Below are 25,664 nucleotides of genomic sequence, written 5' to 3'. Positions count from 1 at the left end.
GACGATCCACGGCCGCGACTCCCTTTTCCCCACGGCAAGACCAACGAGGAACCACGCCGACAGTCACATGATCAACAACTTCTGTTAGGACCTCTTAGGGGCGCGGGGAACTGCGCGACAAGCCACAACGCACGCGCACCCAACACCGCACCCAGAGGATCGCTACTGCATATCGGCCCAAGGATCAATAACCGCCGGCCGCACCGGAGCCACAGCCGCCGCAGCCCGACAAGTGAACCCCAACCGAGTAAGCGCAGCGATCATCTCCTTCTCGGTGAAGTCCCGCCGATCAAGACGCGTAATGACCGCCCCCACCTGCTTCACGGGGTAGTCCACGCCACCGATAACGACCGCCGCACTGGTGATGGGCTCCGGGGCGACCCCGTCCATCTTGTGCGTGACCTCGCTCATGATCAGGTCGAACGGGAATCGGGCGATCACACAACGCATGGTGCCTCCGCAGGTCATAGAAGGGTCGGACACCGGCCGGCCTGAAACCGGCCGGCCGAGGTGGAACCGGGACGAGTGGCGCTGGGACGAGTGGCGCTGGGGCTGAAGCCGCAGTGGGGCTCAGCCGGCTTGACGTGCGTCGGAACCCGGGCGCCTGTTCCGGGGCGCCCGGCGCCGACGGCCGCGTGGCTCGCCGGCGGAGTCCTGCTCCGTACGGGGGGACGGATTGCCGCCCGACACCCGCGGCGGCTTGGCGCCACCCCCGGTCGGACGGGACGCCTTCTTGGCGTTGCCCCCGCCACCCGGCGTACGCGCGGCAGCCGTACCGCCTTCGACGGCCCCCCGCCGGGAACGCGCCCCACCCCCGGAACCAGAACCGGAACCGGAACCGGAAGCGGAACCAGAACGGGAAGCGGACGAGGAACCGGAAGCGGACCCCGATCCTGCCCGCGACCCCGCCCCTGACCGCGATCCCGCTCCTGACCGCGATCCCGCTCCTGATCCCGATGCCGATCCCGACCCGGCTCGCCCTCGCGAGGACCTGGACCGCCCCCGCGAACCCTCGGTCTTGGTCGCGGCCGGCGGAGTCGGCGCCGGCACCGGGATGACCACCGGTATGCCGGACGGAGTACGCGCCCCGGTGATTCGGGTCAGTTCGGCGGCCCCGGGGGACACCTTGGCCGTGTTCGGGTCGACGCCCGCTGCCCGGGTCAGACTGCGCATCTCGCGCCGCTGCTCGGGCAGCACCAGCGTGACCACACTGCCGGAGGCCCCCGCACGTGCCGTACGGCCGCCGCGGTGGAGGTACTCCTTGGCGCCGCCGGGCGGGTCCACGTTGACGACCAGGTCGAGGTCGTCGATGTGGATGCCACGGGCGGCGACGTCGGAGGCGACCAGCACGGTGACCTCGCCGGTCTTGAACTGGGCGAGTGTGCGCGTGCGTTGGGGCTGGGAACGGCCGCCGTGCAGGGCTGCCGCGCGGACGCCGCTCTTCAGCAGGTGCTTGGTGAGACGGTCGACGCTGCGCCGGGTGTCCATGAACATGAGCACGCGCCCGTCGCGCGCGGCGATCTCGGTGGCGACCGTCTTCTTGTCGACGTCGTCGACGTAGAGGACGTGGTGCTCCATCGTCGTGACGGCACCGGCGTGCGGGTCGGTCTCGTGCACCAGGGGCTGGTGCAGATAGCGGCGGGCGAGCCGGCCGACGTCCGCGTCGAGCGTGGCGGAGAACAGCATGCGCTGGCCCCGGCGCGGCACCTGGTCGAGCAGATAGGTGACCTGCGGCAGGAAGCCCATGTCGACCATCTGGTCGGCTTCGTCGAGGACGGTGACGGTGACCCGGTCGAGGCGGCAGTCACCGCGGTCGACGAGGTCGCGGAGCCGGCCGGGCGTCGCGATGACGACCTCGGTGCCGGCGCCCAGCGCACGGGCCTGCCGCGCGATGGGCAGCCCGCCGACGATCGTCGTCATCCGCAGGTTCATGGCGCGGGCGTGCGGGGTGAGCGCGTCGACGACCTGCTGGGCGAGCTCACGGGTCGGTACGAGGACCAGGGCCAGCGGGCGTCCCGCTTCGGCGCGCTGTCCGGCGATGCGGGCCAGCATGGCCAGGCCGAAGGCCAGGGTCTTGCCCGAGCCGGTCTGGCCGCGGCCCATGACGTCGTGGCCCGCGAGGGTGTCCGGCAGCGTGGCCGCCTGGATCGGGAAGGGGACGGTGATGCCCTCGGCGGTGAGGGAGGCCAGCAGCGAGGGCGGCAGGCCCAGGTCGGTGAACGACCGGTTCATGCAGAACCTTCCTCAATGCGGCACGTCGACACAGTGCACGGCAGCGCTCAGCGTCCGCCGCGACAGAGGCGGCACACAGGACAAGGAGGCCGTGGGGACGGGCCGGAAGGAAACGAGCGGTGAGAGGGGATGACCCGAAGAGGGGGTGACCCCAAGAATCAGGGACGGCGACCGGTGTCCGGTACTGAACCGCTCCGGTACTGAACCGTCCCGAAAAAACCGTGAGCCGGGGCCCACACCCCTAGGTGCGGGCCCCGGCCACAATCACGTGTGTTGTCGACCCACTAGTGGATCGCCAGGTTCACGCGGATCAGGCGGGGAGGATGTTCTCCGCCTGCGGGCCCTTCTGGCCCTGCGTGACGTCGAACGTCACCTTCTGGCCCTCGTGGAGCTCACGGAAGCCCTGGGTGGCGATGTTCGAGTAGTGGGCGAAGACGTCGGCGCCGCCGCCGTCCTGCTCGATGAAGCCGAAGCCCTTTTCCGCGTTGAACCACTTCACGGTACCGGTGGCCATGTCAAATCTCCTTGGGGCATGCTCGGGGGCCCGCACCGTGCGGACCCCGCGTCGCCGCAATGATTGCCCCGCCGGAATTCACACCGGAAATCTTTGGGAACCACAACTGCAACTGAAAACCACGCTAGCACAGAACCCGCCCACGGGGACGTGCAGCAATGTCACACGTCGGGCGGGAATAGTTTCCGCAGCTCACCGGGGTCCCACGACCCTCGGGGCGTCCGCGCGGGAGCCAAGCGTAACGGCGCCCGCCGGTTCACTCGACCGGACCCCCACCGTAGCGTCCCGATCTTCGGGGAAACCCACGGGATGTCCAACGGCAAACACCCGGGACGGCCTAGTCGTCGCCCGAGGAGTCCTGGCTGTCCGAACGGCCGCCGGAACGGGACGACTTGCGTACCGCCTCGCCCGCCGCCAGCGTCAGCCGGGCCACCCCGCGCACCCAGAGCGGTCCGCCCCGCGACGCCCACACGACACAGACGCACCCTCCGACGACCAGCACGAGAATGCCGACCAGGACGAGTATCTCCACGCCCTTCCCCCCTTTGCTCTTGTGGCTCTTGCCGCTCTCGTTGCTCTTGTGGCTCTTGCCGCTCTCGTTGCTCTTGTTGCTCCTGCTCGCGCGTCATCCTGTCAGTTCATGACATCAAGTTCATGACATCCGGTGCCCGAGCCGTGCCTCCAGGCCGTCCAGGATCGCCTCCACCCCGAACTCGAACTTCTCCCGGGTCAGCGCCGCCGGATCACCCCCGGCCTGCGCCTCCAGGCGGGCCCTCAGCCGCGGGTACTGCGAGGCGATGCCCGTCGCCCAGGCGACGACGTCCTCCTCCGTCTCCCCCTCCGCTCCGCGTCCCGGCCGGATCCGGGCCCGTTCCATCGCCGCCGTGGTCGCGTCGTCCAGGGCCGCGCCCGAGACGAACGTGTAGGCAGTGTTGACGGCCCAGTCGAGGTCCCAGCCGGTGAAGCCGGCCGCCTCGTACACGGCGTACGACAGGTCCTGCATGCGTGCCATGCCGTGGCCGTAGACGAAGTACTGGCCGACTGCCGGGATCAGCCACGGGTGGCGGCGCGAGAGCGCGTATGTGTCGTGGACCAGTTGCCGGGCCGCCGCGCGCCAGCCGATCCCGGCCAGGTCGGGCTCGGCGATCTCGCTCCAGGCCTCGTCCGCCGCGAGGACGACGAGGTTCTCCTTGTTGCCGACGTGCCAGTACATGGCCGTCGCCGCCGAGCCCAGCCGCTGGCCGAGCTTGCGCATGCTCAGGCCCTCGATGCCTTCGGCGTCCAGCAGTTCGATCGCGGCTCGCACGATCTGTTCTCGGGTCAGGGTCTCGCGTGCCATGCCCGCAGCCTAGCCCGCCACTTGCACGCCGTACAACGGCTACCAGCTGCGTCTTGCACGCCGTAAAAGTTTTTTTCGACGACCCACTTGCACACCGTACAAATTCTCTTTTACGGTGTGCGAGTCCAAGCAGTTGCACGGCGTAAAAGTCAGCCGACGGGAAGAGGAGAGACTCATGGCCGCCATCTCGGCAACCGGTCTGCGCAAGTCGTACGGGGAGAAGGTCGTCCTCGACGGGGTCGACCTGGAGATCGCCGAAGGGTCGGTGTTCGCGCTGCTCGGGCCGAACGGGGCCGGCAAGACCACCACCGTCCAGATCCTGTCCACGCTGATCGACGCTGACGGCGGCGAGGCGCTGGTCGCCGGGTACGACCTGGGGACGCGGGCCGACGACGTACGGCGGGCCATCGGGGTCACCGGGCAGTTCGCCGCCGTCGACGGGCTGCTGAACGCCGAGGAGAACCTGCTGCTCATGGCCGACCTGCATCACTTGGAGAGGAAAGAGGGGCGCAGGCGGGCGGCCGAGCTGCTCGAGCGCTTCGACCTCACCGAGGCCGCGCGCAGGCCGACCGCCACGTTCTCCGGCGGTATGCGGCGCAAGCTGGACCTCGCGATGACGCTGGTCGGCGATCCGCGGATCATCTTCCTCGACGAGCCGACGACCGGGCTCGACCCGCGCAGCCGGCGCACCATGTGGGAGATCATCCGGGGCCTCGTCACCGACGAGGGCGTCACGGTCTTCCTCACCACGCAGTACCTGGAGGAGGCCGACCAGCTCGCCGACCGGATCGCCGTGCTCAGCAGCGGGCGGCTCGTCGCCGAGGGGACGGCGGCGGAGCTGAAGCGCCGCGTCCCGGGCGGCCACATCCGGATCCGGTTCGCCGACGAGCACCAACTCGACGCCGCCGCCCGGGTGTTCGGCACGGGCAGCCGCGAGGCCGACGAACTCGCGCTGCGGATTCCCAGCGACGGCGAGCTGCCCGGCCTGCGTGCCGTGCTCGACCGGCTGGACGCCTCCCGCCTCCACGCCGAGGCCCTCACCGTGCACACACCCGACCTCGACGACGTGTTCCTCGCGCTCACCTGACGCAGCCGAACCACCTGACCGGCGCCCGCACAGCCACGTAACCGCATAGCCACGTAACCGCGTAACCGCGTACAGAAAACGGAGAACCTCGCCATGAGCACCGTCGCGCAGCACCAGGCCCGCCCCCAGAGCCCTCGGGCCAAGGCCGCCGCCCCCGTCCGCTCGTACGCCCTCCGGGACTCGATGACCATGCTGCGGCGCAACCTCACCCGCATGCGGCGCTATCCGTCGATGACCATCGGGATCGTCGCGATGCCCGTACTGATGCTGCTGCTGTTCGTGTACGTGTTCGGCGGGGCGATCGGGGACGGGATCGGCGCCGACGGCCGGGGCGACTACACCAACTACGTGGTCCCCGGAATCATCCTGATGGCGGTCACCTCGGGCACCATCTCGGTGGCGGTGTCCGTGTGCAGCGACATGACCGAGGGAATCGTCAACCGCTTCCGGACGATGTCCATCTCCCGGTCCTCCGTACTCACCGGGCATGTGCTCGGCAACATGGTCCAGGTACTGATCATCCTGGTGCTGATCACCGGTATCGCACTGGCGGTCGGTTTCCGGCCGAACGCGACGCCCGTCGAGTGGGCCGCCGCGCTCGGGCTGATGCTGCTGCTCGCCTTCGGGCTCAGCTGGCTGTCGGCCGCGATGGGCCTGCGCGCCAAGACCGTCGAGGCCGCGAGCAACGCGCCGACGCCGCTGACCTTCCTGCCCTTCCTCGGCAGCGCGGTCGTCACCCCCGACTCGATGCCGACGGCGCTGCGCTGGTTCGCCGAGTACCAGCCCTTCACCCCGATCAACGAGACCCTGCGCGGCCTGCTCCTCGGCACGGAGATCGGCAACGACGCGTGGCTCGCCCTGGCCTGGTGCGTCGGCCTGGGCGCGGCGGGGTACCTGTGGGCGCGGTCGGCCTTCCGGCGGGGTGTACGGCGGTAACAGTCATGAACGGCAGTGCGACGGCGGCGGGCCGGTCACCTCGACCGGCCCGCCGCCGCTTGGCGCGCACGCGCTGGTCCCGCCGTGCGCTGGACGGCCGGCATCGATCGTCATGCTGTACCCGTACGTGCCCGTCGCCCGTGCGTGTCAGGAGCGCTGAGTGGCCGATCTGGAAGATCTCGAATCTGTCAACCGTGCTTCCAGCAAGGGCTCTCACACGCTTGGCTGGCTGTTCGACACACGAAATCAGGGGGTACGGGATGGCGGGGGTTCGCGGTGCGTTGCGCATCGTGGCGGGGGCGGGTCTGTTGGTCACGGTCGGCGTGGCGACGAACCAGGTCCTCAACGACGGCAGACTCAGCTGGACCTGGCTGTACGCCTCACTCTGCGTATCGGCACTGAGCCTCGTCTTCTCGGAGTCAGGAACCGCCTCTACCCCCGCGGAGGGCGAGAACACCGGTACCGCACACGGCGGTCGCCGGGTTTATCTGCGGCAACTGCGGGCGAGCGTCCAGGACATGGAGACCGTCGGCATCGCAACACAGAGCGAGTTCGTGTTCCGGATGCGTCAGGTATACGTCGATGTCAGCGTCGTACCACAGGTATTGCACGCGGCGGCCAGGGAGCCGTACCTCGGATCCGTGGGCGGCGGAGAACGCAGAAGCCTGGCATCGGTGCTCCGGGATGCCGAACGCGAGGATGCGTCCCGGGTCCTGGTGGTCATCGGCGGTCCGGGCTCCGGCAAGACGACGCTGGCCCGCAACACGGCTCTGGAGTTGTGCGCACGCCGCTGGCGCCCGTGGAAGAGACGCCTGCCAGTACTGCTTTACCTCCGTGACCACGCCAGTGCCCTCCTGGCAACCGAATCCCCGACGTTGGAAACGGTGGCGGTCTCGGCAGGTTGGCTGGACGGCAAGGTCTCGGCACGCTGGCTGGCCCGCCGCCTCGACCGCGGCGGCTGCGTGGTCCTGCTGGACGGGCTGGACGAGGTCGCCGACCCGGTGGAACGAGGCGGGGTGGTGGCCTGGGTCGCTCGTCAGATCCAGCGGCATCCGCACAACACGTATGTGGTGACGTCCCGGCCCCACGGCTACGAGTCGAATCCCCTGCCGGGCGCGGAGGTTCTCCAGGTACGCCGCTTCACCTGGCAACAGATCGAGCGCTTCCTGCGCCAGTGGTCGTACGCGACGGAGAGCCGCGCCCGGGGGGCTACCGGTCACGAGGTACGAGCCGCCGCTATCAGGACCGCCACGGACCTCCTGGCCCGCCTGCGCAGACAACCAGCCCTGTACGACCTGGCGGCGAACCCTTTGCTATTGACTATGACGGCGAACGTGCACCGCTATCGAGGACAACTGCCGGGCAGTCGCGCCGGGTTGTACGCCGAGATGTGCGACGTACTGCTCCACCGCCGCGCCGAGGCCCGAGGTCTGACCGACGCCACGGGCCTTGCCGGCCCGCACAAGCAACACGTCGCCCAGCACCTGGCCCTGGCCATGATGAAGGCCAGGGTCCGTGACTGGCCGGTGCGTGACGCCGCAAGGGCGATCCGGCTGGCCCTTCGGCAGGTCCCGGGACAGGTGTCCGCCGAGGTGTTCCTGGGGGAGGCCCGAAAGAGCGGCCTGCTGGTCGAACGCGAACATGATGTGTACGGCTTCGCCCACCTCACGCTGCAGGAGTACCTGGCCGCCGCCCAGCTCAGCGCCCCGCACGCCGACACCACCGTACTGACGGCGAACGTCGACGACCCATGGTGGCGCGAGACGGTCCTGCTCTGGTCCGCCGGCAACGACGCCACGCCCGTCATCACCGCCTGCCTCAACAGCGGCACGGTCCCCGCCCTGGCCCTGGCCTTCGACTGTGCCGACGAGGCAAGAACCGTCGACCCAGACACTCGGGCCCAGCTGGAAGCCTTGCTCGCCCCGGCCGCCCCCGGCCAACCTCGCGATGCTGCCCGCGCACGCCTCGTGGCCGGGATCCTGGCCACGCGGGCCCTGCGCGAGACCATCCGGATCGACGACACGACCGCGTTGTGCGCGCAGCCTGTCCCTTATGCCCTGTACATGGCGTTCGTCAACGAGGAGGAAGCGGCGGGCCGTCATCATCCCGTCCTCCTGGACTCGTCAGGGGGCGACAGCGGCGTGGCGGTAGGCATGCAGGCCGGTGACGCCGAACGCTTCGTCGACTGGATCAACACACTCACCGGAGACAGCGAGACGGCCTACCGGCTGCCGACCCCAGCGGAGCTCGGTGACCCCGCCGCCCTGCCCGCTGACCTCACCCGCCACACCATCTGGGCTCATGACGGCACCGAGACGGTCCTTCATCAGCCACAGGGAGTCGACTGGCCCTACATCTACCCAGCCGAGCAGGTCAGTTCCATCGTCGCCGCCGACCGGGAACAGATCACCCGCTATTTGCGGTTCATGGCCACGCAGGAGCCACAGCGCGCCCAAGTGAAGGCCTGGATCAGGGTTTTTACCACCGCGCTCACACACGCTTCAGCGCTCCGCAGGGCCCCTGCCCTGTCTGCACTGAAACTCCCTCTCATCTTGGCCATGGCGATCGCCATTGATCACGTCCGTTTGTGTGCCGAGGCCTTCACCGACAACCGCGAACTCGCACTCCCTTTCCTGCGAGCATTTGACCTCGCCCACGCCTTCACTCGCGCCGTCGACACCGTTCCTGTCCAAGAGCTCTCTCTCAATGTCGACCCCGTTCTGGCCCGCGCCCTCGAACACGCCCGCTCGGTCGTCGTCGCCCAAGCCACCGAAATCCTCGATCCCAACGTCAGCCTCGACCGCGTTCACAACCTCGCCCGGAATCTCGGCATCGCTCCCACCCTCAGCCGAGCGGTCCGACATTTCTACGACCTCGACCTCGACCGCGCCCTCGAACACGCCCAGGGCCTCGACGAAGCCCTGATCCGTACCCTCGACCTCGCCTTCGACGCCACCGAAGTCTTCGCCCCCATCCCCGGCCTCGTCCGCGCCCTTGACGACGCCCTCTCGATCTCCCTGCCCCACCCTTTCGTCCGCGATCTCACTCTCGCCCTCGACCTCGCTCTCAGCCTCACCCGCGACACCCGCGCCCAGGTGTTGACGCTCTCCGTCAAGGCCTTCCACTCCCTGTTCAGCCACCAGTTGTCCGACTGGCCGCTATCCGCCGCCAACGACGCGGAGCCCCCCAAACTCTCCGTCCTGGACGACCTCTTGGTGGCGCAAGCAACTGAAGGAAGGCTGGCTGCAAGCCATTCCATTCCACGGCCACCAGAGGATCCGACACGCGCACTACGCCTTCACTACGACTTCCTCCGGTCAACAGTCGCCTGGTTTCCGGCGCATGGAGCACGGTGGCTGGTGGAGGTCGCCACGGAACTGCTCGCGGAGATACGCGACCGAACTATCCCCTGCGACGCGCGAGCGCTCTCTGCCACCCGCACGGCCCTCATCGCCGCGATGATCGACCTGGAGGAGCAGCCACGTTGGCGCCAGCGCGGCTACGACAGAAACGGCGACATGTACATGGTCTGGCAAAGCCTGGCCGCTCTGGACACCTCCTCAAACGGCTCCCGCCCCAACCAGATCCTCCTCCTTGTCCGCACCTTGCCCTAGCTGGTGGTCATTCACGTCGTCGGCAGAGCAGGTGATCAGCGGGATCAGGTACTGGTAGCACCGCGTGCGCCCTGGCGGTCCCCAGCATGCCCGACCTGCCACGACGACGAATCGCTGAAGATCGGCGCCCGGTACGGCAGAGAGGCAGGCACGTACATACCGCCCCACATCAGTGGGTGGTCGTCGTCTCGGTCACCCGAACCTCACCCTTGCCAAACCGGCGTGGATGTCTCGGGTGTCGAGGCTGCTACGCAAGTCCGCGCGCAACATGAGGGCGGTACGCCGTCGCAACTGCGCCGCCCTCTCGCGGGCCGTCCAGTACGGCCGTACCCGGGTCGAGCGGGGCGCCACTGCGGCCATTTCCGCCGGGGCTTGCTCCGCGAGAGCGGGCAGGTACGGGCGTGACAGGGGGGAGGAGGCACCGTCGAGAGGTCCGAGGTCGGTGCTGTACGGGGACCGGCGTGGAATGGGACCCTGGACAACTCGGTGCGCACGCCGCTCTGTTCCTTCCTTGGCCTCGCTGATGCGAATCGCCGTCAACGGCGCTGCCGAGGCCTTGCGCCGTCTGCCGGTGGCGGGCAGGAGCAGGCAGAGAAACAGCAGCGCCGGCGGACACAGGGCCCGGTTCAGCACAGCCGCGAGACGGTCGTGCATGTCGTCATGCCTCCTGGGGTTGATGGCCACGCATCCGGAAGTGCGCGCCGTCTCGGGGGGTTCCTTGTGGCGTGGTAAGGCCCTGCCGCCTGTTGGAGGCCAACGCCAGGTCGGGCCCGGTCGGTAGGCCGGCCGCGATCCCGTCCGGGGGCTCCATCACCGCATAGTCCGCGAACGTCCGGCGGTAGCGGGTGTGCCGGGTGTCCTGCGTGTGCTTGCGCTGCCACTCCTCTACGTCCGCAGGGTGGCTCCGCGCACCCGACTCGGCACCGCACTCGGACTCGTCCCCCGAGACGCACCGGGTCGCGTACTCCGGCTCCGCGGTGGCGTCCTGCACGATCGTGAACGGCACGTACCGGAATACCCGGCGGGTCTTTCGCAGTGTCTCCAGGTGTTCCCTTCCCTGGTGCTGACGCATCAAGACGTTGGCGTCGGTCTCCGCGCTGTGGTCGAACCGCGCCCGCGCCGCCTCACGCCGCCCGGCGAGATCCGTACATGTCGCACACCCCGGAGCGGGGACAGGCGGACGGCTCATACCATCACCCGGCGCGTTCACCGGGTCTGTCCGGCGCAGTTGTCCGCGGCCTTCGGCTCCGTGGGCTCGATCTGCCCGGAACCCGGCGGCATCGCCCGGTCCGAGTCCTTGACGTGGAGGAAACCGCCCGCCTTCTCGATCTCGCCCGCGATCTGGTCGTACTCCTGCGGTACCGGCGAGATCATCGAGCGCCAAGCCGTGAGCACCGCGCCGGCCTCACCGCCCTTGACGCTGTCGATGGCCCGTACCAACCCCTCGCGGCCGTCGGGTGGCAACAGTCCCGCGCGGTCCTCGATCACGCCCGTGATCTCCCACCCGAACGCTTCTGCGTATTCGGTGCACTCCTTACGGGGCGCTCCGATGTCGGCGTTGGGGGCACCGCACAGATAGATCACACAGCGGAAGCGCTGTATCCGCGCGGTCCCGGCCGCCACCTCGGCCTCGCCCGGAAGGACGCCCGACGCCGCGTCCGCCAGTGCCCGGCGCCGTGCCAGGTCCCCCTCGGTTCGACGGGCCGTGGTCGGCCCCTGCCGCTCCCCGCTCTCGCTACTGACCATTCATCAATCGTGTCGGAGCAGTCACACATAGTGAAGTGACGAAGCGTACGACTCGGCAAGGTTGTAGGCCACCAACTCGTACGCTCCGTATGAGTTGTAAAGACTTACGCGATGAGGGGGACGCCGATCAGCTCGCTGATGTTTCGCACGCGCGCCGTGGACACCTTCGCGAGGCGCTTGCCGATGACTCCGGGCAATGCCTGATGCTTGACCCACTCGGGAGCATCGAGACCGACCTCGATCAGTGTGTCCCCGGCCTGATCGTGCAGGCCGGTCGCACATTGGGCGAGGGCTACGTCGAGTTTGTAGCGGTTGCGGGCCACCTTCGACATGCTCTTGGGTAGCGTCCGCATGTCGGGCTGATTGGCCAGCTTGAGCGCCCGCCCGTAGTTCTTGAGCGCGACATGGATCCCAACCGCCTCTGTTTTCGTCGCTGTTGGGCCAAAGCTGGTTCCGTACAGTTTCTCCTCGCGGCCGAGCCTGGCCGCAGCGGCGTGCGCCTGTGAGATGAAGTCGTCCGCCGCGCGCTCGTCCTCGCTCCGCGATGCCGCGACGGCTGCGGAGATCATCAGGCGTCCGTACGCGACCAGTTCGGAGCGGGGCGCCCTGCTGAACGAGGGTTCGATCGCCATCGCCGCACGCTCGGCCACGGCCACGGCCCGGGGCGTCTTGGCACCGCGCAGGTAGATCCAGGACAGCGTGGATTCGAGCAGCGCCGACATCACCGGATCGCCGGCCTCATTGGCTAGGAGTTTCGCGGACGTGAGCGCGCTCAACGCGAGGTCGCGCTGCCCGAAGCCGGTCGCGCATGATGCCGCGACCCGGTAGGTGCTCGCAAGGACCAACGCAAGGCGCGCGCGCTCACCGCCTGTGGCGCTGCCGTAGCGAACCTGCCCTTCCATGAGGACCTTCGCGGCGAGACTGCTCACCTTCGCCGTATCGCTGGCCCAGTACGCGGCCCATGCAAGGTCGCGTGCCTCGGTCAACTCGTCGAGCGTGCTCGGATCATCGATGCCGTCCCACTCGCCGAGCGCGCTCTCGTGTACGGCGTCTGACAGGTGGCGCAGTGCCGCGCGATCGTCCCGGTTCATGCCTCGGCGCGGAGCCTGCTGACCAAGGATCACCGCGACGTCTGTCTTGAGCGCGCTCGCCAGCTTGAGCAGCGAACCCACTGACAGCTCTCCACGATCCTGCTCGGCCTTCTGCACCAGAGCCAGCGAGACACCCGCCGCGTCGGCGAGCTCCTGCTGCGTCAGATCGGAACCCCGCAGGTGCTTGATGCGCTTACCGTTCGTAAGGTCGGCCCAGTTGCTCACGATCACCTCGGTGGGTAGCTCAGGCTCAGTGGCTTCACTTCGATGGTAGGGCCTGCCGCCGAGGAACCCTGGGTGAACGGAACAGCCGGCAATCAAGGGCAGTTCGACCCCACCCGCAACACCCGCGTTCATGGTGCACCTTTTACGGAGGCCTTAAGGAGACGAAAGGTTCCGGCCATCACCCGTATCCGTATCCCTCCCCGACGACTCCCCGTCGCATCAGGAGGCAAGGTGCGTTTCTCCCGGAGCTCGACCGGCACCCTCTTCGTGGGTGGCGCGCTGGGCCTGACGCTGGCCGCGCTCGCCTATCCCGCCATGCTCGGTGTCCAGAACGTGTCCAGTTCGCCCACCCGGATCGTCGCGCAGACCTCCGCCGGGCCGTTGACGGAGGCCGACCGCGACTTCGTGGTGAAGGTGCGGGCAGCCGGGCTCTGGGAGTACCCGGTCGGCCAGATGGCCATCGCGAAGGGCACCTCTCCGGCCGTCATCACCGCCGGACAGCATCTGGTCGCCGGGCACGCGGCGCTCGACGCGACCGTGCGGAGCATCGCGCCCAGGCTCGGGATCACCATTCCCAACCTGCCCAGTCCGCAGCAGCAGGGGTTCATCTCTACCCTCACCGCGGACAGCAGGGGCAACCAGTTCGACAGCGACTTCGCGAACATCCTGCGCATCACCCACGGCTCGATCTTCAACACCGTCGCCAAGATCCGGTCGACCACCAAGAACACGCTGGTCCGCGCCCTCGCCGACCAGGCCAACACCACCGTCCTCGACCACATCACGGTCATGGAGAAGACCGGACTCGTCAACTTCGACACCGTGCTCTTCCAGGAGACGACCCCGCCGAAGCTGCCCGCCTCCGACGTCACCCCGCCCGTCCCGCAACCGGGCGCCCCGACCGTCGTCCTCACCCCGCCGCCGCCGGTCTTCGGCGCCGCTCCGGCCCCGACCCCGACCGCTCCCACGGCGGGGTAGCTGCTGCCGCTGGAGTGCGTTCAAAGGCGTTCTGGTGAGCGGGAGTGAGTGCTGCTGGTCTCGGTCGTGTTGCTCGTCTCGCTCGTGGGGCCGATTTCAGGGGAGAACTGACGTTCTTGCATCGAATGCGTGACCTTTCCGGGTGGTGCTCGTTTCCCACCGTGACGGGATCTTCGGGTGGGAGTGGCGGGGTGGGTGAGCTGAGGAGCATCGCGGCGCCGTTCGTCGTGTCGGGTCCGTCCGGTGTGGCCGTCCGGACCCGCCTCAAGCAACTGACACCCAGCGATGAGAAGGTGCTGCGACTGGTCGGCGCGCATCTGGGGTCGTTGGCTTCGCGGGATCTCAAGGCGCGCTGCCGGGACGGCCTGGAGCATTCAGGTGAGGCGTGGGCTGTGCGGAAGCGGGAACTGACACCTGCCTCGTCGTCGCGGTGGGCCGGGTCGATCACCAAGGCCACGCATGATCAGTGGGCGCTGGCCCGCCGCTGCCAGCTGGCGCACCTCCACAACCTGGAAGCGGGTATCCACGCCATCGAAGCCCGGCTGGCGCTGCCAGTCGGGCAGAAGGGGACGAAGAGGGCGCCCGGGGGTTACCGGTCCCGGCGGGAATGGCATGCGAAGTCCCGGCGGCTGCGCGTACTCCAGGACCGGCTGACTGCCGCGCGGGCCGACCGCGAGGCCGGTGTGGTGCACGTCGTGCGGGGCGGCAAACGGCTGGCCCGTACCCGGCATCACCTGGAGGCGGCCCAGCTGACCGAGTCGGGGTGGCGTGGGCATTGGGAGGCGGAGCGCTGGTTCTGTCAGGCGGACGGTGAGTCCGGGAAGCGGTACGGCAACGAGACGATCCGCGTCAGCCCTGACGGCGAGGTCGGCATCAAACTCCCTGCGCCGCTCGCGTATCTCGCCAACGCCGCGCACGGCCGGTACGTCCTGGCCAGCCGGATCATGTTCGCCCACCGGGGGCAGGAGTGGGCGGATCGTGTCGTGGCCAACCGGGCCATCGCCTACCGCATCCACCTCGATACCGGCCGGGAACGCTGGTACATGACCGCGTCCTGGCAGATCTCGCCCACCCCGAGCATCCCGATCGAAGCGGCGCTCGCCCACGGCGTGATCGGCGTCGACACGAACGCAGACCACCTCGCCGCCTGGCACCTGGACACCCACGGCAACCCCACCGGCACCCCGCGCCGCTTCTCCTACGACCTGACCGGTACCGCCGAGCATCGTGACGCGCAGGTCCGTCACGCCCTGACCCGCCTCCTGCACTGGGCACAATCGTGCGGCGTCAAAGCCATCGCAGTCGAGGACCTGGACTTCGCTGCCGAGAAGACCCGGGAGAAGCACGACCGCCGCAAACGCTTCCGCCAACTGATCTCCGGAATGCCCACCGGGAAACTCCGCGCCCGGCTGGCCTCGATGGCCGACCAAACAGGCATCGCCATCATCGCTGTCGATCCGGCCTACACCTCGAAGTGGGGCGGGCAGCACTGGCAAAAACCCCTCACCAGTACCACTCGTAAGACGACTCGCCATGATGCTGCTGCTGTGGCGATCGGAAGGCGCGCCCAGGGATACCCGATCCGGCGACGGACGGCACCGCCCCCACACGACCGGAGTGATCGTGCGGGGCATCGGACCGTCCAGGCCAGAACGGATGTTCCTGGGCGTGAGGGAACCCGCCCCCGCATCCCCGGACCACGGACACGATCCATGCCGCCCGGACGCGGAACGAACGCGGGCAACCAGAACGCCCAACACCGTCCGGGGCGTTCGGCCGAGCACGAGACCTGGCAACAGGACTCACTCCCGCTCAGTCCCTAGGAACGGTGAGTCCCCTCCGCCTACAGGCCCTTACGGTTCTCGAGCCAGGCCGTCGTGTCCGGGCCCAGTCGGCCGTCCGCGTCCAGCGGTGCGCTGCTCAACAGGACGTTCCCTGGCGGCAGTTCGACGGGGGCGGCCGACAGGTTCGTCACGCAGCGCCAGCTGTCGCTGCGCGTGAGGTCGAGGACGCCCGGGGCGGATTCCGCCGCCCAGGTCAGGTCCTCGCCGTCGAGCAGGCGGCGGCGCAGGGCGAGGGCCGTGCGGTAGAGCTCCAGGGTCGAACCCTCGGCCCCGTCCTGTGCGTCGACGGCGTACGACGCGAAGGCGGCCGGCTGCGGCAGCCAGGCCCCGCCCGCGCCGAAGCCGTACGACGGGCCGCTCGTCGTCCACGGCAGGGGCACCCGGCATCCGTCGCGGCCCTTGCCGGTGTGGGCCGTCTGTTCCCAGATCGGGTCCTGGAGGGCCGAGGCCGGCAGGTCGGCCACCTCGGGGAGGCCGAGTTCCTCGCCCTGGTAGACGTACGACGAACCCGGCAGCGCCAGCATCAGGAGCGTCGCCGCGCGGGCCCGGCGCAGGCCCGCCGCCTCGTCGACCGGCGGGGCGGTGCCGTCGGACAGGAGCCAGGCGTTCAGGTCGGTGCCCGGGGGGAGCGCCAGGCGGGAAGTGTGGCGTACGACGTCATGGTTGGAGAGGACCCAGGTCGCCGAGGCGCCCGCCGAGCGGGCCGTGGCGAGGGAGTCGGTGATGACCTGGCGGAGTTCATCAGCGTCCCAACCCGCCTGCAGGTACTCGAAGTTGAAGGCCTGGCCGAGTTCGTCCGGGCGGGCGTACAGGGCGCGGCGGGCGCCCGGGACCCAGGCCTCGGCGACCGCCATCCGGGGCGGGGTGTAGGCGTCGAGGATCTTGCGCCAGTCTCGGTAGATCTCGTGGACCTCGTCGCGGTCGAAGAAGGGGTGGGTGCCCGGCGGGAGGGCGGCGAGGCCCTGTTCACCGCTGAGTTCCGGGGCGCCGAGGTCGCGCAGCGGCACGTCGAGGTCCTTCGCCAGGGCGTGGGCGACGTCGATACGGAAGCCGTCCACGCCCCGGTCGGACCAGAAGCGCAGCGTGGTGCGGAAGTCGGCGCGGACCTCCTCGTTGGCCCAGTTGAGGTCGGGCTGTTCGGGCGTGAAGAGGTGCAGGTACCACTGGCCGTCCAGCGCGTGGTCCCCGGTGAGCCGTTGCCAGGCACTGCCGCCGAACACCGACTGCCAGTCCGTGGGCGGGAGTTCGCCGTGCTCGCCGCGTCCGTCGCGGAAGACGTAGCGGTCGCGGGCCGGGGAACCGGGCGCCGAACGCAGCGCCTCCTCGAACCACACATGCCGGCGCGAGGTGTGGTTGGGGACGATGTCGACCATGACCTTGAGGCCGAGGCGGTGGGCCTCGGCGACCATGGCGTCGAAGTCGTCGAGGGTGCCGAGGCGAGGATCGACGTCACGGTAGTCGGCGACGTCGTAGCCGCCGTCGGCGAGCTCGGAGGGGTAGAAGGGGGAGAGCCACAGGGCGTCCACGCCCAGGGTGCTCAGATGCGTCAGGCGCTGGGTGATGCCCTTGAGGTCGCCCAGTCCGTCGCCGTCGGCGTCGGCGAAACTGCGCGGATACACCTGGTAGAAGACCGCCTGACGCCACCAGTCGGGGTCCGGGGAGGAAAGGTCCGGAGTCGGTTCGGGCACTCGTTGTCTCCTGGCTGTCGTCGCCCGCGTTGTCCTGCCGGGCGCTGTGGTCGTTCCACGTTGCTCTGTCCACTTGGCCGGGAAAGTGAACGTACGCGCCCCCGGAACACACCCTTCCCCCTGTGGGGGAATTGCGTCGATCCGCGAACCCCCTTTGCGTTTCCCCAGGTTGACACCCCGGTCCCGCACGATTCACGATGTCCGGACGCTGTGGCGCATATGACCAGATGGGCCCGGCGTTCCTTCGACAAACTCCCCGGCACGGCCCGGCAGCAACGCGCTGCCCTCCCGCCGTACCCGGGTTCTCGCACACGCGAATGATGGGATCCGCATGTCCATACTGAGTCGTGTCACCGCACTGCACCTGCTGGGGACGGGCGTGGCCACGCTCGCGCTCTGCGCGGCCTCCGCCTCGGGTGCCTGGGCCACCGGGCCCGGCGGTGACGGCTGGGGCTCCAAGACCGGCGGCTACAAGCCCGGCGCCGGCGCGGGCACCAAGACCGAGACCGACCGCTGCCAGTTCTCCCTCGACGGGAAGAACTTCTTCGACTCGGTCCGTGTCGACGACCAGAACCTCAAGGTCACTGCCGACGGCAAGGTGCACATCCAGGTCCGCACCGCCGGTGACGCCAGCACCTGCACCGCCTCCCTCGCCTCCTACCTCGCCCACGGCGCCACCTTCGCCACCTCGGGCGAGCAGGTCTTCGTCGACTTCGACACCGTCACGGTCATGCAGGGCCAGACCGACTCGCTCGACATCGCGGTGCCGGACGCGGGCTGCTTCGCGCAGATCGACCTCTACCGCGGCAAGGTCAAGTTCGACGGGGACCTCGACGCCAACGACGGCTTCGAGCACGGTGACGTGCCCAAGGGCCCGGACCGCCCGGTCATCAAGGACAAGCTGATCGCCGCCTGGAACGGCGGTACGAAGGACTGCGCGACCACGCCTCCGCCGGCCGGCGAGACCCCGGGCACCCCGTCCGCGACGCCGCCTCCGCCGGCCGAGGAGACCCCGGGTACGCCGACTCCCTCCGAGCCCGTGTCGGAGACGACCCCGCCCGCCTCCGAGACGCCGTCGACCCCGACGCCGACGCCCTCCGAGTCGACCCCGGAGTCCACCCCGCCGGCCACGCCGACCACGCCGGTGAGCCCGGACAGCAGCCAGCCTCCGCTGGCCGAGACCGGCGGCGGCAGCGCCACCGGCCCGATCGCGGGCGGCGCCGCCGCACTGCTGATCGGCGGCGCGGCGATCGTGGTGGCGACGAAGCGACGCAAGGCCACTCGCGCCGGTTCGTGATCCACGTACAGATGTAGGTCGGCCCCGCCCCGGTGGCGCTCCCTGTGAGCGTCACCGGGGCGGACGTCGTTTTCAGGCGCTCTGCCGCCGCTCCTCGACCGCCCCGAGGTACAGCCGCACATACCGCTGCACGTCGACGTCCAACGCCACGTCCACCAGGGGCTGGGCCCGTGCGCCGTGGTGGATCTCGGACTCGCCGGGGCGCGGTCGGCGGTCGACGATCGTCTGGCCCCGGGTCGGGCCGGGGGCGAGGGAGACCTCGACCGGCAGCAGGCTGGTGGTCAGTCCCGCCGGGTCGGCGACCGCGCAGACGGCGCCCGCGTCGCCGAGCCCGCCGGTGGGGGTGGGGTCTCCGGTGACGGCCGGATCGCGGTGGGCGAGAAGCTCGCCGGCGAGCCGAGCGCCGGGTTCCGCGCTCGTCCGCAGTCTCTGTACGTCCGCCGCCGGCACGATGACGCGCCGGAAGACGTCCAGGCCGTACATCGTGATCGGGACGCCGGCGGTGAGCAGGACCGCGGCGGCCTCCGGGTCGTGCCACACGTTGAACTCGGCGACGGGCGTGGCGTTCCCGACCTCCACCGCGCCGCCCATGAAGACGATCCGCTCGATGTTGCGGGTCACCTCGGGGTGCGTACGCAGCAGCAGGGCGATGTTGGTGAGCGGCGCCATCGGTATGAGGGTGACCGGGCGGGGCGAGCCGAGTATCTCGCGGCGCAGCAGGGTCACCGCGTCCACGTCGACGGGCGTGCGGGTGGTGGGTTCGGGCAGGCCGAGGTCGCCCAGGCCGTCCCGGCCGTGCACATGGGTGGCGGGCCGCGCGGGTTCGATCAGCGGTCGCTCGGCGCCGCGCGCGACGGGCAGATCGGGGGCGCCGGCCTGGTCGAGGACGGTGAGGGTGTTGCGTACGACCTGGTCGACGTCCGTGTTCCCGGCGACACAGGTGACCGCGCGGAGGTCGATTCCCGGGTGGCGTACGGCGAACAGCAGGGCCAGGGCGTCGTCGACGCCGGTGTCGCAGTCGATGATCACGGGGATCGGGTCGCCGGCGGTGGACTTGGCGGTCGTCACGGTGAGGGCTCCTTTTCCGGGGCCGCACAGAGTCCCACGCCCTCCCTCTCACCCGACCACCGGCCCCGCTCACCCGTACGGGCCCGGCCCGCTGGTGGGATCGCGCGGCCGATGATGCCGTCGAGGAGAGATCTGACGTACCGGCACCTCTGGAGGAACCCCTTGATGACCCGTCGGCCCTCTCCCCGCGCGGTAAGGCTGCTGGCCTCGGCCCTCGGGACGGTCACCCTGCTGACGACGGCCGCGTGCTCGCTCGGCGGGAACGGCGACACCGGGAACTCCTCGCAACGCCGGCCGGACGGGTCCGCCGCCTCCCCCACCGCATCGGCCGCGCCCGCCGCACAGCAGGCCTCCGCCGCCCCGGCCGCCCTCACCGACGCCCAGGCCCGGGGCGCGCTCCTCACCGGCGGCGACCTCGGGGCGCCGTGGGCCCCCACCGAGGGCGCCGCGCTCTGGCGGGACGCGCTGCTCAAGGCGAAGGCGGACGACGCCGACTGCGGGCGCCTCCTCGACGCCGTGTACACGGAGGAGCTGCTGGGCGAACCGTCCGGCGCCCGGGCCGCCGCCGGTTTCGACGACTACGACCAGGGCGGCCAGCTCCACTACCAGGTCAGCGCCGGCCACCGCGCCGACGTGGACAAGCGGCTGGCCTGGCTGAGGACGATGCCGAAGAAGTGCGCCCGGTTCACGGCGGTCGGGCCGGGCGGCACCAAACAGGAGGTGCGGGTGAAGGAGGTGGGTCTGCCCGCGGCGGGGGACGCCAGACAGGGTCTACGGCTGTCGACGCGGGGCAAGCTGGACGGCGCCCGGGCGACGCTCACCCTGGACCTCGCCGCGGTACGGGTCGGCGACGACGCGATCGTCCTCACCAACGGCGGTCTGAAGGAGCCCCGCACCGACTACACGGTCCGTGCGCTCGAGGTGGGCGCCGACCGCCTGAAGCAGACCAGAGAGGATCCGGCGGCCCCGCCGCAGACCCCGGTACGGGACGCGAGCCAGAGCCCGACGACGAGTCCGAGCCCGACCCGTGTGCCGGCGCGGCCTCAGCCGCAGCGACCCCAGCAACCTCAGCAGCAGGAAGGGCAGGGGCAGGACTGGGAGCAGGCACAGGACCAGGAACAGGATCAGGGGCAGGACGACTACCAGGACGAGAACACGTACTGACGCTGGCGCTGACGCTGACGACCTCCCACCGGAGGTGGCAAGTGGCAAACGAACGGGGCCCGTCCGACGTACGGACGGGCCCCATGCATCTATCCATCGAGCGCCGGGCAGGCCTTGCACCTGCATTTCCCCGCAGGAAGCGGGGCGTCTTTCCTTGGACCACCAACGCGTAACCAGGCGCCCCGAGTTGTGGCGACCAGCTCAAGATCAATTCTAGCACGCCCCGGCCCTAGGGTCTGTCCAACCGCTTCCGGCGCCCCACCACCTCCCGTGCCGCCGCCAGCACCGTGCGGCCCTGGGCGAAGGCGTGGGCGCGCAGGCGGGCCAGGGCCTCGTTCGCACTGACACGGAGCTGGGCCATGATCATCCCGGTGGCCTGGTTGATCTCGTCGTGATCCGCGACCAGTCCCCCCAGCCCGGCCATCCTGGACAGGTCCGTCAGCGACACCGTCATGACCCTCGCCACGCATCCGGCGGTGTACAGCTCGCCGGGTGTCAGCCGACCGACGGTCTCGCGGTACAGGTCCAGCGTGCCCACGCACACCCGGTCGGTGCCGAGCGGCAACGCGTACACCGCCCGTATGCCCACCGCCGTCGCCTCCTGGGCGAAGACGGGCCAGCGGCGCGCGTCCAGGCCGGACGTCAGGTCGGACGCGAGGACCGGAATGCCCGAGGCACCGGCGGACTGACAGGGCCCGTCCCCCAAGGTCGCCTGGATCTCGGCGAGTTGGGCGGCTCGGTCGTCGGTCGAGGACAGCCGGACGGGCACACCGCGGGCGCGCAGCGAGACGCTCGCGCCGATCACCGGCAACAGCTCGACGGCGACATCACAGAGACGCGCGGGAATCTCACCGGGCCGGGTGCCCCGCACCCGCTCGGCGATCACGTCGACCATCCGCTCGTCGCCCGGCCGGTCGCCGAACCGCACGGTCATCGCCTCCCTAGGACCCCTTTCAGGCCTCCGGGCTCTCCGCGTTCTCCGCGTTCTCCGGATGTCCCGAGTACCCCGATCACCCCGTTCACGCATGCACACACAGCAACTAACTGGTCACTCTCCGTCCGGCACAGCGGGGTAGGCGCAGGGGTTGGGCGCAGGGGTGGGGTGTACCTGACACCACCCCCACATCGGCCACTCAGGCCCAGGGACGAAGAACGCCGCGCCCGGCACGATCCCTTACATGACCAACGAAACGACGAACACGCAGCGCACGACCACCCCGGACAACGCCACCGACTCCACCCACCCGACCGCCATGAGCGAGACGACCGGTATGAGCGAGACGACCATCCGCCGACTGACCGGCGTCGCGGGTATCGCCACCGCGGTCGCCCTGATCGTCGAAGTGCCCCTGTACTTCGTCTACTCGGGCCCGCCCCCGGACGCGAACGTCCTGGCCCGCCTCCTGGTCGGGATCTTCGCGCTCGCCTTCCTGATCGTCTTCGTGACGAGCTTCCGGGAGCTGGTGAGGCGGGTGAACCCGGCATACGAGTGGGCCGCCTCGCTCGCCTACTCGACGGGCCTCGTCTACGCGACGATCACCCTGGTCTCCATGGGCCTGGAGGCGGGCGCGGTGATCGCCACCGACCACTCGATCGACCCGACGATCGAGGTGAACGGCACGTACATCCTCTACGGCTCGATCAGCCGCGTCCTGCTCGCCCTCTTCCTGGCGGCGACCGGCCGCACGATCGCCCGCACGAACCTCCTCCCCCGCTGGACGTCCCGCTCGGCCTATGTCCTGGCGGGCATCAACCTGGCCTTCGTGCCGTCCCTGTTCTTCGGCAACACCCCGGCCGACTTCTACGCGGCGAACGGCTGGGGCACGACGGCCTCGGTGGGCGCGATCCTCAGCTACTGGCTGCTGGCCCTGGGCATCTCTACGTACCGCAGCGGCACGAAGAAGACCTGAACCACCTCAACGGCGTTCCCCCGTACGACCATCACGGCGCCCGCCTGCCAAGTCGGGCGCCTCGGTGTGTGGCGCCGACGCAGGCCGGCGTTCGTACACCGTGACCCGGCGGCCCCTGACCTGTTTGTCGGCTGTCGCGGTGAAGTGCTTCTTCAGGACCGAGAGTTTTGTTCTGTCGCGGGCTGCTGTCGGGGGTTTCGCCGCCCCGGGGGCGTCCGTCACCAGCAGGATTCGTTGTTGGGTGAGCATCGCTGTGCGTATGCGGGCCGGGGTCGACTCCACGCCCTTCAGGGTTCCGGATTCCTTCGGGGTCCTGGCCAGGGCTATGTCGCGCAGGCCGGTGAAGGAGTCGGGGGAGACGGACTCGGTGTCCCTGCGGGCCGCCGGGATGAAGAGCACCGCGTTGCCTGGCTCCTTCAGGCGTCGTATGTCCGATGTGATCGCCAGGACGTCGTCCACCCGGCTTCCCGGGGACCGTTTGGCCAGTGACTGGGGGAGCAGGGCAGCCGTCGCCATGACGATCACCGTGGGGACAATCCACGTCGACGCCCGTGGGAGCCGGGGTCGGGCGGCCCGTACCGCCGAGCCGATGAGTGTGCCGATCAGCAGCGCCAGACCGAGCAGGCTGAAGAGGATGTACCGGTCCAGGAACAGCGGCTGGATCAGGGAGAGGCCCAGGAGGGCGAGGTGCGGCACCGTGAGCAGCGGTAACGCGACGGCCGTCACCGACAGTCGGCGGCTGCCCGCCCGGGGACGGTCCAGTAAGGCGCCCACGCCACCGATCAGGAGAAGGATGGCCGGGCCGATCAGCATGTGCCAGGTCAACGGCGGTATCCATGACACCTGTTCGGACTGGCCCCGGCTGAAGAGGATCAGCGGCAGCACCCCCGCCGTGGCGGCGGCGGAGGACACCGCCCAGCGGGTCCACACCCCGCGTCCGGCTCGCGTCCAGAGCAGAGTCGCCAGATGCGCCGGAAGGATCAGCAGGGCGAGCCAGTTCAGCAGAGCGCTCAGCAGAAGGGTGCCGCCGTACGCGGCCCAGGTCCCGTACGCCGGACGGTTGTCACGCCCGTCCAGGAGGTGCACCAGCAGCCAGGTGGCGATCCCCGCCCCGGCTGCGACCAGGGCGTACGGGCGGCCCTCCTGAAGGTAGAACTGCACGGCCGGGAGCAGCCCGAGCGCCATTCCGCCCGCGAGGCCCGCCCAGCTGCCGGCCAGCCGGTGGCCGATCACCGTCACGCAGCCCGCCGCCACCGCCATGGCCAGCACCGAGGGCAGCCGGAGGGTGGTGGTGCCGGGCCCGAAGGTGATGAACAGGCCGTGCATCAGCAGGTAGTAGCAGCCGTGCACGACGTCCACGTTCTCCAGCAAGTGGCAGATCTCCGCCGTGGAACGCTCGGCCACCTGCCAGGTCGCGGCCTCGTCCCGCCACACACTGTCCTGCCGCGACAGTCCCCACAGGCCGAGGCCGACAGTCCACATCATCGGGATCAACGGGATCAGCCAGACGTGTAATCGGCGCCGCAGCACGCCAGTTGGGGATGACATGATCACGAAAATATGTAACCCGGCCCACCTGCGCGACCGATAAAAACCCGACACGGCCGAAAAGGTCAGAAGGCCTCGTCGAACATGGCCCGCGCCTCGTCCGTGGCCTCGGTGGTGCCGCCGCACATCGGGACGGTGCCGTTCTCTGCGGTCACCAGGTAGTGGCCGCCGATCTCGAATGCCGGGGCCTCCGAGTAGGCCTCGTCGTTGGTGAGGCGGACCTCGGTGGGGCGGTCGGCGGGGTCGGTGGTGGCGCGGTACCAGTGGTCGACCCTGAGGTCCACCCGGTCGTCCTGCTCGGCGATCACCGTGCCCTCGAAGGCGAGTTGGTGCCGGCGCAGGAGATCGGGGGAGGGTTCCACGCACTTCGCCGCCATCGCGCCGCTGTCCGGGAAAGTCAGCGTCAGGGGCTTGGGCTCGGCTTGGGGCTGGGGGTGGACGCCAGGGGTTGTCGTCGTCGCTGGTGGGGCGGCCTGCGCCTTCGCTTCCTCTCCGCCCCGCGCCACTCCCCAGGTGATGCCCCCGCCGGCCACCAAGAGCAACGCCGTGAACACCAGTGCCGGTACGAGGCGGTGGCGCGGCGCCGCCCCGGGCGTAGTCGCGGTGGTGGTCGTGGTGGTGGTCGTGGTCGTGGGCGTGTTCATCGTGGCCTCCACGAGACGGGGGACGTCAGGTCGCGGAGCCTTCGAGGTCAGTGCCGGGTCCGTGGCCTTGAGGCGGGCCAGCAGCTCTTCGTCGTTCACCGACTGCTCCTTCCGTTTCCTTCGGTTCCTTGGGTTCCTTGGGTTCCTTCGGTCGTCTCATGTCCTGGGGGTGCGCCGGTCTTTCGTTCCAGTCGCGCCGCCAGCTTCTTCTTCGCCCGGTGCAGCCGGATGCTCACGGCGTTCGCGCTGAGACCGGTCACCTCGGCGATCCGGCTCGGGGTGAGTTCCTCGTACGCCCAGAGGAGGACGATCTCCCGGTCCAGCGACCGGAGTTGGGCGAGCGCCGCGTGCAGGGCGGTGTGGTCGGGGTCCGCCGGCTCCGGCGACTCCGTCCGCCATGTCGACAGGCGTTCCAGGAGCGAGCGTCTGCGTCGGTCCGCGCGGCGGGCGTTGGCGAGGCAGCCGCGGGCCACGCCGTAGCACCAGGGCAGTACGGCGTCGGGGTCGGGGATGTCCTCCGTGTCAAGCCCGGGGACGTCGTCGATACGGCGCCACAGCACCAGCAGTGTCTCCGAGAGGACGTCGTCGACCTGGTCCGGCTCCGCGCGCCGCAAGAGATAGCGGTGCAGGGGGTCCACCACAATGCGCGCCAGCGCCTCGAAGCGGGCCCGCTGATCCGGGGCGGCCCTCTTTTCCGTCATGGATTCCACGACCTGCCCTGTCCGGCACCGCGGGGATC

Annotated in this window: 23 protein-coding genes; 8 read left to right on the top strand and 15 right to left on the bottom strand. The window is 69.7% G+C overall.

Annotated features, from left to right (window positions below):
* Positions 1-162 precede the first annotated feature (162 nt).
* The 5 genes from ABZ855_RS01805 to ABZ855_RS01785 all read right to left on the bottom strand — a co-directional run bounded on the left by ABZ855_RS01805 (position 163) and on the right by ABZ855_RS01785 (position 4,085).
* Positions 163-450: an SCO5918 family protein gene (locus ABZ855_RS01805; protein WP_360799233.1), complete on the bottom strand. Its 288-nt coding sequence runs from the start codon at positions 448-450 to the stop codon at positions 163-165.
* A gap of 120 nt (positions 451-570) precedes the next feature.
* Positions 571-2,232 (bottom strand): DEAD/DEAH box helicase, encoded by a 1,662-nt coding sequence (locus ABZ855_RS01800; protein ID WP_360799230.1) that lies wholly within the window; start codon positions 2,230-2,232, stop codon positions 571-573.
* 310 nt (positions 2,233-2,542) lie between these two features.
* A complete protein-coding gene (locus ABZ855_RS01795) occupies positions 2,543-2,746 on the bottom strand; it encodes a cold-shock protein (protein WP_006373337.1) in 204 nt (67 codons plus the stop codon).
* 337 nt (positions 2,747-3,083) lie between these two features.
* Positions 3,084-3,278, bottom strand: a complete 195-nt coding sequence (locus tag ABZ855_RS01790) for a hypothetical protein (protein ID WP_360799225.1) — start codon at positions 3,276-3,278, stop codon at positions 3,084-3,086.
* A 120-nt stretch (positions 3,279-3,398) separates the two neighbouring features.
* Positions 3,399-4,085, bottom strand: a complete 687-nt coding sequence (locus tag ABZ855_RS01785; protein WP_360799222.1) for a TetR/AcrR family transcriptional regulator C-terminal domain-containing protein — start codon at positions 4,083-4,085, stop codon at positions 3,399-3,401.
* 175 nt (positions 4,086-4,260) lie between these two features.
* On the opposite strand from ABZ855_RS01785, the gene ABZ855_RS01780 reads away from it, so the two are divergent.
* The 3 genes from ABZ855_RS01780 (at position 4,261) to ABZ855_RS01770 (ending at position 9,722) form a co-directional block, all read left to right on the top strand.
* Positions 4,261-5,172 (top strand): ATP-binding cassette domain-containing protein, encoded by a 912-nt coding sequence (locus ABZ855_RS01780; protein ID WP_360799219.1) that lies wholly within the window; start codon positions 4,261-4,263, stop codon positions 5,170-5,172.
* A gap of 183 nt (positions 5,173-5,355) precedes the next feature.
* Positions 5,356-6,108 (top strand): ABC transporter permease, encoded by a 753-nt coding sequence (locus tag ABZ855_RS01775; RefSeq protein ID WP_360799295.1) that lies wholly within the window; start codon positions 5,356-5,358, stop codon positions 6,106-6,108.
* Positions 6,109-6,368: 260 nt separating this feature from the next.
* A complete protein-coding gene (locus tag ABZ855_RS01770; RefSeq protein ID WP_360799216.1) occupies positions 6,369-9,722 on the top strand; it encodes an NACHT domain-containing protein in 3,354 nt (1,117 codons plus the stop codon).
* A gap of 192 nt (positions 9,723-9,914) precedes the next feature.
* Here the strand turns inward: ABZ855_RS01770 and ABZ855_RS01765 are convergent, their stop codons facing one another.
* The 4 genes from ABZ855_RS01765 to ABZ855_RS01750 all read right to left on the bottom strand — a co-directional run bounded on the left by ABZ855_RS01765 (position 9,915) and on the right by ABZ855_RS01750 (position 12,784).
* Complete coding sequence (locus ABZ855_RS01765; RefSeq protein ID WP_360799213.1) at positions 9,915-10,376, bottom strand: hypothetical protein; 462 nt, start codon at positions 10,374-10,376, stop codon at positions 9,915-9,917.
* A gap of 4 nt (positions 10,377-10,380) precedes the next feature.
* Positions 10,381-10,911, bottom strand: coding sequence for a hypothetical protein (locus ABZ855_RS01760; protein WP_360799210.1), 531 nt, complete (start codon positions 10,909-10,911; stop codon positions 10,381-10,383).
* Between the two features lie 17 nt (positions 10,912-10,928).
* A complete protein-coding gene (locus ABZ855_RS01755) occupies positions 10,929-11,468 on the bottom strand; it encodes a hypothetical protein (RefSeq protein ID WP_360799207.1) in 540 nt (179 codons plus the stop codon).
* Between the two features lie 104 nt (positions 11,469-11,572).
* The gene (locus ABZ855_RS01750) at positions 11,573-12,784 is read right to left on the bottom strand and encodes a helix-turn-helix transcriptional regulator (RefSeq protein ID WP_360799292.1); all 1,212 of its coding nucleotides are present in this window, start codon (positions 12,782-12,784) and stop codon (positions 11,573-11,575) included.
* A gap of 231 nt (positions 12,785-13,015) precedes the next feature.
* Here ABZ855_RS01750 and ABZ855_RS01745 point away from each other — a divergent pair, with 231 nt between their 5' ends.
* The gene (locus ABZ855_RS01745; RefSeq protein WP_319205960.1) at positions 13,016-13,762 is read left to right on the top strand and encodes a DUF4142 domain-containing protein; all 747 of its coding nucleotides are present in this window, start codon (positions 13,016-13,018) and stop codon (positions 13,760-13,762) included.
* Positions 13,763-13,953: 191 nt separating this feature from the next.
* Entirely contained in the window at positions 13,954-15,585 is a 1,632-nt protein-coding gene (locus tag ABZ855_RS01740) for an IS200/IS605 family accessory protein TnpB-related protein (protein WP_360799204.1), read from the top strand.
* Positions 15,586-15,605: 20 nt separating this feature from the next.
* On the opposite strand, the gene ABZ855_RS01735 is transcribed toward ABZ855_RS01740, so the two are convergent.
* Entirely contained in the window at positions 15,606-17,294 is a 1,689-nt protein-coding gene (locus ABZ855_RS01735) for a glycoside hydrolase family 13 protein (RefSeq protein ID WP_360799201.1), read from the bottom strand.
* Between the two features lie 331 nt (positions 17,295-17,625).
* Between ABZ855_RS01735 and ABZ855_RS01730 the strand changes: the two genes are divergently transcribed.
* Entirely contained in the window at positions 17,626-18,591 is a 966-nt protein-coding gene (locus tag ABZ855_RS01730; RefSeq protein WP_360799198.1) for an LAETG motif-containing sortase-dependent surface protein, read from the top strand.
* Positions 18,592-18,663: 72 nt separating this feature from the next.
* On the opposite strand, the gene ABZ855_RS01725 is transcribed toward ABZ855_RS01730, so the two are convergent.
* Positions 18,664-19,659 (bottom strand): nucleoside hydrolase, encoded by a 996-nt coding sequence (locus ABZ855_RS01725; protein WP_360799195.1) that lies wholly within the window; start codon positions 19,657-19,659, stop codon positions 18,664-18,666.
* Positions 19,660-19,824: 165 nt separating this feature from the next.
* Here ABZ855_RS01725 and ABZ855_RS01720 point away from each other — a divergent pair, with 165 nt between their 5' ends.
* Positions 19,825-20,823 (top strand): hypothetical protein, encoded by a 999-nt coding sequence (locus ABZ855_RS01720; protein ID WP_360799192.1) that lies wholly within the window; start codon positions 19,825-19,827, stop codon positions 20,821-20,823.
* 229 nt (positions 20,824-21,052) lie between these two features.
* Here the strand turns inward: ABZ855_RS01720 and ABZ855_RS01715 are convergent, their stop codons facing one another.
* Positions 21,053-21,757, bottom strand: a complete 705-nt coding sequence (locus ABZ855_RS01715; RefSeq protein ID WP_360799190.1) for an ANTAR domain-containing protein — start codon at positions 21,755-21,757, stop codon at positions 21,053-21,055.
* A 337-nt stretch (positions 21,758-22,094) separates the two neighbouring features.
* On the opposite strand from ABZ855_RS01715, the gene ABZ855_RS01710 reads away from it, so the two are divergent.
* A complete protein-coding gene (locus ABZ855_RS01710) occupies positions 22,095-22,733 on the top strand; it encodes a hypothetical protein (RefSeq protein ID WP_360799289.1) in 639 nt (212 codons plus the stop codon).
* 6 nt (positions 22,734-22,739) lie between these two features.
* On the opposite strand, the gene ABZ855_RS01705 is transcribed toward ABZ855_RS01710, so the two are convergent.
* The 3 genes from ABZ855_RS01705 to ABZ855_RS01695 form a co-directional block, all read right to left on the bottom strand.
* Complete coding sequence (locus tag ABZ855_RS01705; RefSeq protein ID WP_360799187.1) at positions 22,740-24,281, bottom strand: hypothetical protein; 1,542 nt, start codon at positions 24,279-24,281, stop codon at positions 22,740-22,742.
* A 65-nt stretch (positions 24,282-24,346) separates the two neighbouring features.
* Positions 24,347-25,024, bottom strand: coding sequence for a hypothetical protein (locus ABZ855_RS01700; protein WP_360799184.1), 678 nt, complete (start codon positions 25,022-25,024; stop codon positions 24,347-24,349).
* Positions 25,021-25,626 (bottom strand): sigma-70 family RNA polymerase sigma factor, encoded by a 606-nt coding sequence (locus tag ABZ855_RS01695; protein ID WP_360799181.1) that lies wholly within the window; start codon positions 25,624-25,626, stop codon positions 25,021-25,023. The genes ABZ855_RS01700 and ABZ855_RS01695 overlap by 4 nt, the downstream gene beginning before the upstream one ends.
* Positions 25,627-25,664: the final 38 nt, after the last annotated feature.

This window comes from Streptomyces sp. NPDC047042 (assembly GCF_040644035.1).
GTDB lineage: Bacteria > Actinomycetota > Actinomycetes > Streptomycetales > Streptomycetaceae > Streptomyces.
This window is presented reverse-complemented; position numbering and strand designations above follow the sequence as displayed.

What these genes read in the sequence shown, in the direction of transcription:
- ABZ855_RS01805 (WP_360799233.1), bottom strand. Translation starts at nt 450, where the DNA reads ATGCGTTGTGTGATCGCCCGATTCCCGTTCGACCTGATCATGAGCGAG.
- ABZ855_RS01800 (WP_360799230.1), bottom strand. Translation starts at nt 2,232, where the DNA reads ATGAACCGGTCGTTCACCGACCTGGGCCTGCCGCCCTCGCTGCTGGCC.
- ABZ855_RS01795 (WP_006373337.1), bottom strand. Translation starts at nt 2,746, where the DNA reads ATGGCCACCGGTACCGTGAAGTGGTTCAACGCGGAAAAGGGCTTCGGC.
- ABZ855_RS01785 (WP_360799222.1), bottom strand. Translation starts at nt 4,085, where the DNA reads ATGGCACGCGAGACCCTGACCCGAGAACAGATCGTGCGAGCCGCGATC.
- ABZ855_RS01780 (WP_360799219.1), top strand. Translation starts at nt 4,261, where the DNA reads ATGGCCGCCATCTCGGCAACCGGTCTGCGCAAGTCGTACGGGGAGAAG.
- ABZ855_RS01775 (WP_360799295.1), top strand. Translation starts at nt 5,356, where the DNA reads ATGACCATGCTGCGGCGCAACCTCACCCGCATGCGGCGCTATCCGTCG.
- ABZ855_RS01770 (WP_360799216.1), top strand. Translation starts at nt 6,369, where the DNA reads ATGGCGGGGGTTCGCGGTGCGTTGCGCATCGTGGCGGGGGCGGGTCTG.
- ABZ855_RS01765 (WP_360799213.1), bottom strand. Translation starts at nt 10,376, where the DNA reads ATGCACGACCGTCTCGCGGCTGTGCTGAACCGGGCCCTGTGTCCGCCG.
- ABZ855_RS01760 (WP_360799210.1), bottom strand. Translation starts at nt 10,911, where the DNA reads ATGAGCCGTCCGCCTGTCCCCGCTCCGGGGTGTGCGACATGTACGGAT.
- ABZ855_RS01755 (WP_360799207.1), bottom strand. Translation starts at nt 11,468, where the DNA reads ATGGTCAGTAGCGAGAGCGGGGAGCGGCAGGGGCCGACCACGGCCCGT.
- ABZ855_RS01730 (WP_360799198.1), top strand. Translation starts at nt 17,626, where the DNA reads ATGTCCATACTGAGTCGTGTCACCGCACTGCACCTGCTGGGGACGGGC.
- ABZ855_RS01720 (WP_360799192.1), top strand. Translation starts at nt 19,825, where the DNA reads ATGACCCGTCGGCCCTCTCCCCGCGCGGTAAGGCTGCTGGCCTCGGCC.
- ABZ855_RS01715 (WP_360799190.1), bottom strand. Translation starts at nt 21,757, where the DNA reads ATGACCGTGCGGTTCGGCGACCGGCCGGGCGACGAGCGGATGGTCGAC.
- ABZ855_RS01710 (WP_360799289.1), top strand. Translation starts at nt 22,095, where the DNA reads ATGAGCGAGACGACCATCCGCCGACTGACCGGCGTCGCGGGTATCGCC.
- ABZ855_RS01705 (WP_360799187.1), bottom strand. Translation starts at nt 24,281, where the DNA reads ATGTCATCCCCAACTGGCGTGCTGCGGCGCCGATTACACGTCTGGCTG.
- ABZ855_RS01695 (WP_360799181.1), bottom strand. Translation starts at nt 25,626, where the DNA reads ATGACGGAAAAGAGGGCCGCCCCGGATCAGCGGGCCCGCTTCGAGGCG.